Origin of the sequence: Lolliginicoccus lacisalsi (assembly GCF_014841105.1) — a bacterium.
Taxonomy (GTDB): Bacteria; Actinomycetota; Actinomycetes; order Mycobacteriales; family Mycobacteriaceae; genus Lolliginicoccus; species Lolliginicoccus lacisalsi.
On the sequence record NZ_JACYWE010000009.1, the window covers coordinates 147,660 to 159,421 of the forward strand.

The 11,762-nt window shown below is 69.2% G+C and carries 12 protein-coding genes; 8 read left to right on the plus strand and 4 right to left on the minus strand.

What is annotated here, in order from left to right; translation table 11 throughout:
- Nucleotides 1-96 precede the first annotated feature (96 nt).
- Genes HT102_RS14275 through HT102_RS14290 form a run of 4 tightly spaced genes read left to right on the plus strand, consistent with a single transcriptional unit; the run spans nt 97 to nt 3,468 of the window.
- Complete coding sequence (locus tag HT102_RS14275; protein WP_192040103.1) at nt 97-1,026, plus strand: ABC transporter ATP-binding protein; 930 nt, start codon at nt 97-99, stop codon at nt 1,024-1,026.
- Nucleotides 1,023-1,769 carry an ABC transporter permease gene (locus HT102_RS14280; RefSeq protein ID WP_192040104.1) on the plus strand — a complete coding sequence of 249 codons (747 nt, stop codon included), beginning with the start codon at nt 1,023-1,025 and terminating at the stop codon, nt 1,767-1,769. Before HT102_RS14275 ends, HT102_RS14280 begins: the two co-directional genes overlap by 4 nt.
- A complete protein-coding gene (locus HT102_RS16360) occupies nt 1,766-2,866 on the plus strand; it encodes a sensor histidine kinase (protein WP_192040105.1) in 1,101 nt (366 codons plus the stop codon). The genes HT102_RS14280 and HT102_RS16360 overlap by 4 nt, the downstream gene beginning before the upstream one ends.
- Nucleotides 2,863-3,468: a response regulator transcription factor gene (locus tag HT102_RS14290; protein WP_192040106.1), complete on the plus strand. Its 606-nt coding sequence runs from the start codon at nt 2,863-2,865 to the stop codon at nt 3,466-3,468. Before HT102_RS16360 ends, HT102_RS14290 begins: the two co-directional genes overlap by 4 nt.
- Before the next feature lie 754 nt (nt 3,469-4,222).
- On the opposite strand, the gene HT102_RS14295 is transcribed toward HT102_RS14290, so the two are convergent.
- A complete protein-coding gene (locus tag HT102_RS14295; RefSeq protein WP_192040107.1) occupies nt 4,223-4,990 on the minus strand; it encodes an META domain-containing protein in 768 nt (255 codons plus the stop codon).
- Between the two features lie 133 nt (nt 4,991-5,123).
- Between HT102_RS14295 and HT102_RS16365 the strand changes: the two genes are divergently transcribed.
- From HT102_RS16365 to HT102_RS14315, 4 genes are all read left to right on the plus strand, one after another.
- Nucleotides 5,124-5,675 carry a DUF4190 domain-containing protein gene (locus HT102_RS16365; protein WP_192040108.1) on the plus strand — a complete coding sequence of 184 codons (552 nt, stop codon included), beginning with the start codon at nt 5,124-5,126 and terminating at the stop codon, nt 5,673-5,675.
- A gap of 22 nt (nt 5,676-5,697) precedes the next feature.
- Nucleotides 5,698-6,783 carry an NAD(P)-binding domain-containing protein gene (locus tag HT102_RS14305; RefSeq protein ID WP_192040109.1) on the plus strand — a complete coding sequence of 362 codons (1,086 nt, stop codon included), beginning with the start codon at nt 5,698-5,700 and terminating at the stop codon, nt 6,781-6,783.
- A gap of 63 nt (nt 6,784-6,846) precedes the next feature.
- Nucleotides 6,847-7,611, plus strand: coding sequence for an enoyl-CoA hydratase/isomerase family protein (locus tag HT102_RS14310; protein WP_192040110.1), 765 nt, complete (start codon nt 6,847-6,849; stop codon nt 7,609-7,611).
- 73 nt (nt 7,612-7,684) lie between these two features.
- Nucleotides 7,685-8,515, plus strand: coding sequence for an SDR family oxidoreductase (locus tag HT102_RS14315; RefSeq protein WP_192040111.1), 831 nt, complete (start codon nt 7,685-7,687; stop codon nt 8,513-8,515).
- Between the two features lie 64 nt (nt 8,516-8,579).
- Here HT102_RS14315 and HT102_RS14320 read toward each other — a convergent pair whose 3' ends face one another.
- The 3 genes from HT102_RS14320 to HT102_RS14330 form a co-directional block, all read right to left on the minus strand.
- Entirely contained in the window at nt 8,580-8,813 is a 234-nt protein-coding gene (locus HT102_RS14320; RefSeq protein ID WP_192040112.1) for a hypothetical protein, read from the minus strand.
- A 304-nt stretch (nt 8,814-9,117) separates the two neighbouring features.
- Entirely contained in the window at nt 9,118-10,878 is a 1,761-nt protein-coding gene (locus HT102_RS14325) for an acyl-CoA dehydrogenase family protein (protein WP_192040113.1), read from the minus strand.
- Between the two features lie 88 nt (nt 10,879-10,966).
- The coding region (locus HT102_RS14330) for an FUSC family protein (protein WP_192040114.1) at nt 10,967-11,762 on the minus strand (796 nt) is incomplete at its 5' end.

Genomic DNA, 11,762 nt, shown 5'->3' on the forward strand with positions numbered 1-11,762 from the left:
CATGTCACCTCAGCCCGTCGCGCCATGACACATGTCATCGCCGATCCCTGACAGGCGGACGAGGCGCGGATGCTGGCGGCCCGCGACGCTAGGTGCATGGAACAATACGCAGCGATACGGCTCACCGCCGTGGCCAAGGCCTTCCAGCGCCGCGGCAAACCGACCGTGCATGCCGTCCGAGGCATCGACCTGCGCATCAACACCGGCGAGATCGTGGCGCTGCTCGGGCCCAACGGCGCCGGGAAGACCACGACCCTCGACATGATCCTCGGGCTCGCAGCGCCCACCAGCGGCACCATCGAGGTGCTCGGCACCGACCCCCGCGCCGCGGTGCGGAGTGGCAAGCTCTCCGCGCTGCTGCAATCCGGTGGCTTGCTCGCCGATCTCACCGTCGCCGAGACCGCCACCATCATCCGTTCGGTCACGCCCGGGGCCCTCCCCGTCCACGAAGCACTCCTGCGGGCAGGCATCGCCGAGATCGCCGATCGCCGGGTCGGCCTTTGCTCGGGCGGGCAGCAGCAACGCCTCAAGTTCGCGCTCGCGCTGCTGCCCGCCCCTGACATCCTCGTCCTCGACGAACCCACCACCGGCATGGACGTCACCGCCCGTCGCGGCTTCTGGGACGCGATGCGCGCTGAGGCGAAGCAGGGCCGCACCATCCTGTTCGCCACTCACTACCTCGAGGAGGCCGATGACTTCGCCGACCGGGTCGTCCTGATCGCTGAGGGGCGCGTCATCGCCGACGGCCCCACCGAGCAGGTCCGCGCCACCACCATGGGGCGCACCGTCACCGCCCGTCTCGACCCGCGCGACGAGCCCGGCATCCGCGCGCTGCTCGCCGACCAGCCCGGCGTACGGGGGCTCGACCTGCACGGCGACAGGGTCAGCATCACCACCACCGACTCCGACACCCTCGCCCGCCTGCTGCTCAACCACACCAGTGCCACCGACCTCGAGATCACCAGCGCGAGCCTCGAGGCCGCCTTCGTCGCGCTCACCTCGACCCGTGAGGAAGCCACGCAATGAGCATCACCTACGCCCGCATCGAGCTGCTGCGCACGATCCGCAACGTCCCCAATGTCTTCTTCATCGCGCTGCTGCCCGGCATCTTCTACCTCGTGTTCGGCGCCATGCAGGAGTACGGCTCGGAAACGGCCGGGGATGGCAACGTCGCCGCCGCGATCATGACGTCGATGGCCGCCTACGGCGCCGCCGTTGCCACCATGACAATCGGCGGTTCCGTGGCCGTCGAGCAATTCCAGGGATGGGGCCGGCAGCTCGCGCTGACCCCGATGAGCACCCAGGGATTCGTCACCACCAAGGCCGTCGTCGCCATGGTCGTCGCGTTGATGCCCATCGGCGTCGTCTACGCCACCGGAGCCCTCACCGGCGCCGAGGCCACCGCGCGGGTATGGGTGCTCTCGGCCGCCGCCATCTGGGCCGGATCGGTCATCTTCGCGCTCTTCGGGCTCGCCATCGGATTCGCGTTCCGCACCGAGGCCGCGCTCTCCGCCGCCGGTGGCGCGCTCGTCATCCTCGCCTTCCTCGGCAACGTGTTCATCCCGCTCAGCGGCACCATGCTGGACATCGGCAAGCTCACCCCCATGTATGGCATGGTTGCGCTAGCCCGCTACCCGCAGACCGAGGGCGTCTACGCGACCTCAGCAGGAGAACCCCTGTGGATCCCCATCGCCAACATCATCGCCTGGACGATCATCCTCGGCGCCGCCGCGGCGCTGCTCTCCCGGCGCGGGCGGCAACGCCAGTGACGAGCACCATCGAGGCAGGCCGCGACGAGCCCAGCGACCACGGCTGGATCTTCGGCGCGGCCTGGCTGGTGTTCCTCATCTTTCCGGCCATGCTCATCGTCGAGGACAACGAGTCGATTGCCACGCGCGTGGCGGCGCTGATGCTCCTCGCCACCTACGCCACCCTCTACACGGCTGGCCTGTTCCTGCTGCGCGACATCGCCGAGGACAGCGCCCGCATCAACATCCTCGTCGCGGCGCTGATCGCCATCATCGTGGCCGTCGCCGCCACCACCGGGATCGGGGCGGCGCTCGCGATGCTTCCGTTCGTCACCTGCTACGCCATCTTCGCCTGGCCCCTCGCGCGCTCGCTCGGCCTCGTCGCGCTCGCCGCGGCCGCCATCCTCTGGGCACCAACCCTCATCGACGGCACCACTATCGGCGCCTACTGGCAGATCCTGCTGTTCACCGCCCCCGCCGTCGTGATCTCCCTGATGTGGCGCACCCTGCTGCTCACTGAGGACGATCGCCGGCACCTCGAGCAGGAGGTGGCCCGCCTCGGCGAGCGCGACCGCATCGCACGCGAGGTCCACGACATCCTCGGCCACGGCCTCACCGTCATCGCTGTCCAGGCCGAGCTTGCCTCCCGCCTCATCGACGCGGACGCCGACCGTGCCCGCACCGAGATCGAAGCCGTCCACGAGCTTTCCCGCACAGCCCTCGCCGAGGTCCGTGCCGCCGTGAGCGGACTACGCACCCGCAACCTGCCCGAGGCGCTCCACGCTGCCGAGCAAGCACTCGACACCGCCGGGATCGACCTCCGCGCCGAGATCACCGCCAGCCCGGACCGCGCCGACATCGCCGAGGTATTCGCCAGCGCCATCCAAGAAGGCACCACCAACATCATCCGACACAGCAAAGCCCACGCCTGCCACATCCACATCGACCGGCGCCGCTTGCGCATCACCAACGACGGCGCCCCGGCCGGGCCACCAAGCACTGCCCGCCTCGGCAACGGGCTCCGCGGCCTCGCGGAACGAGCCGCTGCCGCCGGAGGACGCGTCACCGCCAGCACGCTCGGCGGCGGAGAATTCAACCTCGAGGTGGAGATCCCATGATCCGTGTGCTGCTCGCCGACGACCAGGCCCTAGTCCGCGGCGCCCTTGCTGCCCTGCTCGACCTCGAGCCCGACATCACCGTCATTGCCGAGGCAGGAAATGGCGAGGAAGCCCTCGCCGCCGCGCGCGAGCACCAGCCCGACGTATGCCTGCTCGACATCGAGATGCCCGGCCTCGACGGAATAGCCGCCACGCAGCGCCTCCGCGCCGAATGCCCCGCCGCCCGCGTGCTGATCGTCACCACTTTCGGTCGCGGCGGCTACGTTCGGCGCGCCCTCGAAGCCGGGGCGCACGGCTTCGTGGTCAAGGACACCCCGGCGCGCGAGCTCGCCGAGGCAGTCCGGCGCATACACGCTGGCGTCCGCGTCATTGATCCCGCGCTGGCCGCGGAATTACTGGCCACGGGGAACAACCCGCTCTCCCCGCGCGAGCAAGAAGTGCTGCGCCACGCCCTCGGAGGCGACGTGGTCTCCGCGATCGCTCGCCGGGTGCACCTCACCGAGGGCACGGTCCGCAACCATCTCTCGGCGGCGATCGGCAAGACCGGGGCAGCCACGCGCGCCGAGGCAGCCCGGATCGCGCAGCACAACGGCTGGTTGTAGCGGCGGCGGTGGGCCGCGGGTGGCTCGCGGGTGGCCGTTCGCGGGTGGGTGGCGGGTGGCTCGCGAGTGGCCGTTCGCGGGTGGCCCGCGGTGCAAACGCGATAGAAGCCTCCGAGATCCCAGGTCGGTTTCTATCGCGTTTGGCGGTTTCCGGTGCTTTTGCGAGCGCGGCGGGGGGCCCGGCGAGCGCGGCGGGGGGCCCGGCGAGCGCCAGTGGAAACTTTTCCCCACTGAGGCGGGAAAAGCTTCCACTGCCCGCGCGCCCAACCCGCCGGCCCAACCCCGCGCGCCCAACCCGTCGGCCCACCCCCGCGCGCCCAACCCGTCGGCCCAACCCCGCGCGCCGCCGCGCCCTGACGACTGGCGCCTGAGCAACCCAGCGCCGCAACATGTTTCACCGTGTTCACGAGCGCCGGGCAAACCGGGCACGGTATCGGACGATCAGTACGAAGCGGAAGCCGACCGTGACAGCAATCTTGCGGGCGCACCGTCGCGGCGGCCGACCTGTCACCGGCCAGCAACGCGGCGAGCCAATTGTTGCAACAGAGCGTGAATAGCTTGGGTCATGTCCCTCCGGGGATGGTTCATGACAACCAATCGAAAGGACATCATCATGGGTCTTGTTGCAGGTTTGGTTACCATCGTCGGCGATCTCCTCCACCTGCTCCTCGGCGGACTGTGCTCCCTTCGAGCTGAATCCCTGGACATGATGCTGGCCCCCGCCTCGGCGGGGGCCAGCACGCGTCGAGCGCCGCTAGCGCTGCGCCACGTACTCCAGGCCGTCGCCGGACTCGCTCATGACGGTCATCCGGTCAGCCTCGATGGTCGTTCGCACCGTGCCCGCGGACAGGACCGCAAGCACTGCTCGCTCGACTTCGTTCTTCTCGTCGGAGCAGTTCATCCGCGTCGTCGCGAGCGGGCTGAACTCCACGGCGGAGCCATCGACCTGCGCCGAGCCCATGATGTTGTTACAGCCCGCCGAGCCGCTCACGCGGCCTTCCTCGTCAATGCGCAACGTAGCGCCCGACTCGGTAATGGAGGCGCTGGAAGTGATGGCATCCTCGGATATCAGCGCCCGCAGCTCCCACGTGGTGCCGACCAGTGGCTGGTCGGGCTCGGCGACCTCGCGGTCGATCAGGGTGACGGTGGTCTCGCCCGTGCGCAGCACCAGCTCATCACCGTCGAGCTCCCACTCGGGCTCGCCCGCGAACAGGCTGTTGAGCCATTCGTCGGCGCCCGCGGTCTCCTCGGAGCAGCCGATCAGTGTCATCGCGAGCTGCTCGGTCCGCACCCGCCCGTCGGAGAGGTCGACGCCGCCGAACGCGGTGTTGCAGCCAGCGGTGGCGTTGAGCGTGCCGTCCTCGCCGAACTCGACGCGCATCGGTCCGCCGCCGGGTATCGGCGTGCCCGTCACTGAGCTGGAGATGAACTCGCGCCCTTCGAGACCGGCCATCGGTTCCTCCTCGTCGCTGCTGCCGCAGGAGGCCACCATGCCCACGACGACACCGCAGGACGCGATCACGCCAACCATTCGCCTTGACACAGATCCCATACGTCCATCCCCGGTAGCTCGTATACGTACCAGGCTGTTCTACCAGAAGGTGATGATCATCGCTGCGGGGCGAGGGGAGCGCGCGATCGTCTACATTCGGGGGGTGACCACACCGCAGGATCCCCAGGACCGTGACCGCTCCGATGATGGCGCGAGCTGGCCGCCACCGACCGGCCAATCCGGGAACCAGTGGGCCGGCACCGGTGGCTACTCCTATCCGCCGCTCGGCGGGGACCCGCAGCCCCCCTACGGCGCGACGGGGCCCGCGCACGATCCGTATGGCGCGCCTCCGGAATATGGCTACCCGGCCCCCGACCCTGCCACCGGGGCGTACTACCCACCGCCCCCGGGCGCGGGCGGCTATCCCGGCTACCCGGGCTATCCCCAGGGCCCCGGATCCCCCTACGGCATGGCGCAGCGCACCAACGGGCTCGCGATCGCCTCGCTGATCGTCTCGATCGCCTCGCTGCTGTGCTGCGGTCTCTTTGGGTTCATCGGCATCATCCTCGGCGTGATGGCGCGCAAGCAGATCCGGCAGACCGGCGAGAACGGCGACGGGCTGGCCATCGCTGGCATCGCCGTCGGAGCTGCCGTGACAGTGCTCCTGGTGCTGTTCGTGATCCTCAGCGTGATCGGCAGCGCCGCGGGCTACTAGCCGAACCATTACGCTGGCGTCCATGGCGGAAGGCAGCAACGTCGATGTGGTCGTCATCGGAGCGGGGCAGGCAGGCTTGTCCGCCGCCCACTTCCTGGCCCGGTTCGGCCTGCGGCCCGGCGAGGAGCTCCTCGTCCTCGACTCGGCCCACCAGCCGGGCGGGGCGTGGCAGCACCGCTGGCCGTCGCTGACCCTCGCTACCGTCAATGGCGTGAGCGACCTTCCCGGACTGCCGTTCGCCGACATCGTCGACACCGCGCGCGGGGAGGTCACCGCGGCCGAGGCCGTGCCCCGCTACTACGCCGCGTACGAGCAGAAGTTCGGCCTGGACGTGCAGCGGCCGGTCGCGGTGCGGGTGGTGTGCGGCCCGCACGAGGACGATCGCTTCCAGGTGGAGACCAGCGCGGGAACGTGGCGGGCGCGGGGCATCATCAACGCCACCGGCACGTGGGAGAAGCCCTTCATCCCGTTCTATCCCGGTGCCGATACCTTTCGTGGCAGGCAGCTCCACACCCACGACTACACCACCGCTGATGAGTTCCGCGGCAAGCACACCGTGGTGATCGGTGGCGGGATCTCCGCCATCCAGCTGCTCGATGAGGTCTCCCGCGTCACCTCCACCACCTGGGTGACGCGCAGCGAGCCACGCTTCCGCGAGGGACCGTTCGACGCGGGCGAGGGGCGGCGCGCGGTGGCCCTCGTGGAGGACCGGGTGCGCCACGGGCTTCCGCCCGGCTCGGTCGTCTCGGTGACGGGCCTGCCGGTGACCCCGGCGGTCCGGTCGGCCCGCGAGCGCGGCGTCCTCGTGCGGCGGCCGATGTTCGCGCGCATCGAGCCGGAAGGCGTGCGCTGGGCCGATGGTGACTACCAGCATGCGGAGATCCTGTTCTGGTGCACCGGCTTCCGCTCCTCGCTCGATCACCTCGCGCCCCTTGCGCTGCGCGGCCATGGCGGTGGCATCGTCATGACGGGCCGGGCAGCGACCCAGGTGGCCGAGCAGCCCCGCGTGCACCTGGTGGGCTACGGGCCGTCGGCGAGCACGATCGGCGCCAACCGGGCCGGGCGGGACGCCGCTCGCGAGCTGCTCGGCACGCTCGGGCTCCGGTAGCAGGCCCACGCGCCGGGCGCAGGCCGTAGGATCACCACGCGGAACGAGCAAGGAGGCAACAGGGTGAGCATCACCGTCGAGGGTGGCATCGCCACGGTCATCGTGTCGGATCCGGACCGCGGCTGCAGCCTGGACATCCCGGGGCTCGACCATGCGGCCACCGTGCTGCGCGAGGACGACAGCATTCGCGCCGTGGTGCTGCAGGGCCCCGAGGGCATGGGGTTCTGCAATGGCGGCGATGTGAAGGCGTTCGCCGCGGCCGATGATCCGGGCGCCTACCTCGCGGAGATCGCGGCGCCATTCCATCGCTTCGTCTCCGCGCTGCGAGCCATCGACGCGCCATCCATCGCGGCGGTACGGGGTTTCGCCGCTGGGGGAGGCATGAGCATCGCTTGTGCCGCGACGCTCGCGGTGGGCGGCCCCGGCACCAGGTTCGTCCCGGCCTATCCGACGATCGGCTTCTCCACCGATGGCGGCCTGAGCTGGACCCTTCCGCGCATCGTGGGACAACGCCAGGCCGCGCGCATCATCCTCGCCAACCAGATCCTCGACAGCAGCGAGGCGCAGCGGCTCGGGCTGCTCGGTGATGTGACCGGCACCGATGAGGACGTCGTCCCGCACGCGCGCGCCATGGCCGAGAAGCTCGCGGCAGCGTCGCGCACCGCGACCACCGAGATCCTGCGCCTGCTGCGCGCGAGCGACGCCAGCGCGCTCGGCGAGCATCTCGATGCGGAAGCAGCGGCGATCGCCCGCACCGCGGGCAGCGCGGACGGCCGGGAGGGCGTCGCGGCGTTCCTCGCCAAGCGCCCACCCCGGTTCGAGCCATGAATGCCGACCTGCGAATATGCGACCTGCGACCATTCGACCTGCGACCATCAAACCTGCGACCCCAAGGAATCCCATGAGCAGTGACTTCATCGAGACCCTCGACCTGCGCGGCAAGGTCGTCTTCGTGGCCGGGGGAACGAGCGGCATCAATCTCGGTATCGCCGAGGACTTCGCCCGCGCTGGCGCGAACATCGCGGTGCAGAGCCGCTCGCAGGACAAGGTCGACGCCACCGTCGCGGACCTGAAGGAGTTCGGGGTGGCCGCGTTCGGGGCTGCCGCTGATGTTCGAGACTACGCCGCCACCGAGGAGGCCCTCGCGACGGCGGCCGATGCGCTCGGCCCCATCGACGTGCTCATCTCCGGGGCCGCCGGGAACTTTCCCGTCGCAGCGTTGAACATGTCGGCCAACGCGTTCAAGTCCGTTGTCGACATCGACTTGCTCGGCACCTTCAACGTGCTGCGCGCGGGCTACCAGTTCCTGCGCCGGCCGGGCGCGAGCGTCATCAACATCTCCGCGCCGCAGTCGGAGCTGCCCACCATCACCCAGGCGCACGTGTGCGCGGCCAAGGCCGGGGTGGACATGCTCACCCGCACTCTGGCTCTCGAATGGGGCCCGTCCGGCGTGCGGGTGAACGCCGTCATCCCGGGCCCGATCGACGGCACCGAGGGCATGACCCGCCTCGCTCCCACCGATGAGGCTCGCGAGCTCGTTACCAGCAGCGTCCCCCTGCGCCGCTACGGCACCCCGCGGGATGTCGCCAACGTGTGCCGCTTCCTCGCGTCGCCGCTCGCCAGCTATGTGACGGGCGTCGTGCTGCCCGCCGATGGAGGATGGGTGCTCGGCGGAGCCGCCCAGACCATGGGTGTCATCGGTGCGCCGCTGATGGAGCCCAAGCAAGGCTGATCAGGGCCTGGAAAGGCCAGTGGCCCCGTGGATCATCCACGGGGCCACTGCTCTCGGATTGGTCTCAGGGGCGGTCAGCGGGGTTCCAGGGGAAGACGGGCTGGAAGAAGGCCTGCTCGGTGTTGACCCACTCGCCGAGGTCCGCGTCCCATTCCTGGCCGATCTCCTGGGTGCCCTGCAGCACGCCGAGGAGCTCGGCCTGGCCCGCGTTGAAATCTCCGAGCCCGGCGAGGAAATCGCCAAGGTCCGCGTAGTAGCCGGAATCGCCGATGAGGGCGGTGAGGATCTGCTCGAGCATGATGCATCCTTGGTTCGTAGGGTGCGCGCCGGGCTAGGGAGTGGCGCGCTGCCCCCATTTGTATTGAGCCGCAAGTGAATTAGTGAGCCAGTCGAAGCAATGGATGCGATTCCTTGACCGGTTTGTCGCCTTGCCGAAACTCGTTTAACTGCAGGTAAACGGGGGTTTTCGGTAAGGGGTCCAGCGTGTGGATCGTGGGGGCTGGAAAGCGGTCCTCCAATGCGCGTGGAGCGGGAGGGAAACCTTCGGGCATCCCTCCCGCTCCATCACCACAGCGGCGACGAGCGACGCTACGGATTCGACGCTACGGATTCATCGTGTAGCTGCCCGACATGCTGGCGACGGCATCCCAGGTGGAGCTGTCATCGCTGTCCGCAGGACGACGGATCGCAGCGATCATGCGCTTCTGCTGCTCGTCGGTCGCGAGCGGCTTCGAGTACAGGGCAACGGCGTAGCTGGAGAAGTCCCGGACGATCGTGGTGAAGATCTGATCGATCAGAGCGTCATCGATGCCTTCGATGCGGGCCTGCTCGAGGATGAGGTGGCCGTAGACGATCTGGGTGAACAACTGGCCCACCTCGAGCATGAAGTTCATGTCCTTGATCTGCTCGGCCGATGGCGTGGCCTCGGTGAGCAGCGCGAGGAACTCGGTGATCTGCTCGCGGAACACCGCAACGTTCGGGATGCGCGACGCGGCCTCGAACTCGCTGTTCCAGTCATGGAACCGCACCTTCGACAACCCCCGGGCGGGCCCCTGCTTGAAGAGGAAGCCATCGTTGGCGGCATCGCGGCGCGTGGGCACCTCGGGCAGATCAACGGGCTGGAAGAGGTAGGCAGCCATGAACTTGTTGATCAGCGCGAGGTTCACCGCGACGGTGCCCTCGAGCTTGGGCAGGCCGCGCACGTCATTGGCGGCGATGGTGATGAAGTTGTCCTTCTCGAAGCTCTTGGCCGCCACGATGTCCCCGAGCAGGCCGATGACCTTCTCCGACTCGGTGGTCACCTTCATCTTGGTGACGGCGTTGTAGAGCAGGTAGCGGCGATCATCGGCATTTGCCTCGCGGAAGTAGTCGATGGCACGGTCCGAGAACAGGCGTCCACCGATCAAGCGTGCGTACGCCTCGATGAACGCGGCCCGCACATGCGGCATGGTGGTCACCGCGGCGCCGTAGAGGACGCGGTTGGAGGCGTGGGTGATGGCCTCGTAGAACGCATGGGTGGCCATGCCGATGCCGCCGAAGCACAGGTTGAACTTGCCGACGTTGACGGTGTTCATCGCGGCGGAGAACGCGTCGTCGCCGCGGTGGAGGATGTCCTCCTCGCGCACGGGGTAGTCGTTGAGCTGGAACGCGGCCACATACATCTGCGAGGGCACGATGTTCTTGATCAGCTCGAACGCGGGATGCGAGGAGTCGGCGCGGAAGAACACGTACTCGTGCCCGCCGTCGGCCTGGTCGATGCGGCCGAACACCGAGACGGTGCGGGCACAGTTGCCATTGCCGATGTAGTACTTGCCGCCGTTGGCGCGGTAGCCGTCGTCGGTGGCGGTGAGGCGCATGTCCGTGGAGTAGACGTCCGCGCCGTGATCCTTGTCGGACAACCCGAACGCGGCGACCTCGCCGCTGGCGAGGGATTCCGCGGTGATCTGGCGGGCCGACGCGTTGCTGCTCTGCCAGACCGGGCCGAGGCCGAGCGCGGTGACCTGCCAGGGGTACCAGTAGTTCAGCCCGTAGAACCCGAGGATCTCCGACAGCGCGGCGACCCGGGCGGTGTCCCAGCGGGCTCCCGGCGCGGCGCCCTCCTGGTCGGCGGGGGTGAGGAACTTCGCGAAGAGTTGCTTCTCGGCGACGAAGTCGAGGAACTCCTGGTAAAAGACGTGATCGTGAAAATCCTCGGTCAGCTTGCCCAGTCCGCGGGACTCGAACCAGTCGATCGTCGCGGCGAGCAGCTCGCGGGTCTCGGCGTCGAAGTGCGCGGGGTCGTAGCTGTGCGGGTGCAGCAGAAGGTCGGGGGAGGGCACGGTACCTGCCTTGGTCTCGTTCGTGACGTTGCTTGGCTTGTCCATCGAGACTAGGCCGCTGCCGATCCCCGTGCCACAGCACACGCCGGGACGTCGTGTCCCACAAAGCCGCAGGTACTCTCGGTGGCAGCGCCTACTGCGCGGCCGGGTTCCCGTGCCCGCCGGGAGGATCGCCATCCCTGGGCCGCAGCAATCGCTGCGCCCCGGCAGCGACCAAGACAGCGAGAATCGCGCCGACGCCCATGAGCTCCGCGCGGCTCCAGGCTGCCCCGAGCGTGTCGCCGCCGGAGCCCAGCAGGATGGGCAGCGGCGTGGTCCACAGCGTCTGGCGGCGCTCGTCACCCATCACGGCGAACCCCACCCCGATCCACGCGCAGCCGATCAGGGCGAGCGCGGCCGCCCAGTGCGGCAGGAACAGCGCGATCACGGCCACCACGGCGAGCCCGCCGAGCGTGCCTGCCAAGCGGTTCGCGGCGGATCGGCCCGTACCGAGCGAGACGGGGCGGAAGATCATCATGAAAGCCGCGACCGCCCAATAGCCATGGGGCAGCGAGAACGCGACGGACAGGGCAACGAGCGGTCCGCACACCAGCGCGCACCCCACAGCGTGGACACGGCTCAGGCCCAGGGCCACCGGGATCGCCGGCGCTGCGATGCGCGCGCGGTGCATGGCGAAAAATATCACCGCGGCTCCTGCGGCAGCCCACAGCGCGTTGCCCAGAGGGCTGCCCGCGCTGATGCTCGCGAAGACGGCCACGTCGATCGGCAGGAACGCCCCGAGGAGCAGGGTCCGGCGGTTCAGTGGTGCTTGCGCGAGAGCGGCGGCCGCGGCGGTGATGCCCGCGGCGAGGGGGCTCGCGGCAGCCAGCGTCGCCAGCGCCACCGTCACGCCAGTCGCGGCGGCGGTAGCCCCAAGCCAGCCCCACGTG

What these genes read in the sequence shown, in the direction of transcription:
- HT102_RS14305 (WP_192040109.1), top strand. Translation starts at nt 5,698, where the DNA reads ATGGCGGAAGGCAGCAACGTCGATGTGGTCGTCATCGGAGCGGGGCAG.
- HT102_RS14280 (WP_192040104.1), top strand. Translation starts at nt 1,023, where the DNA reads ATGAGCATCACCTACGCCCGCATCGAGCTGCTGCGCACGATCCGCAAC.
- HT102_RS14325 (WP_192040113.1), bottom strand. Translation starts at nt 10,878, where the DNA reads ATGGACAAGCCAAGCAACGTCACGAACGAGACCAAGGCAGGTACCGTG.
- HT102_RS14290 (WP_192040106.1), top strand. Translation starts at nt 2,863, where the DNA reads ATGATCCGTGTGCTGCTCGCCGACGACCAGGCCCTAGTCCGCGGCGCC.
- HT102_RS14315 (WP_192040111.1), top strand. Translation starts at nt 7,685, where the DNA reads ATGAGCAGTGACTTCATCGAGACCCTCGACCTGCGCGGCAAGGTCGTC.
- HT102_RS14275 (WP_192040103.1), top strand. Translation starts at nt 97, where the DNA reads ATGGAACAATACGCAGCGATACGGCTCACCGCCGTGGCCAAGGCCTTC.
- HT102_RS14320 (WP_192040112.1), bottom strand. Translation starts at nt 8,813, where the DNA reads ATGCTCGAGCAGATCCTCACCGCCCTCATCGGCGATTCCGGCTACTAC.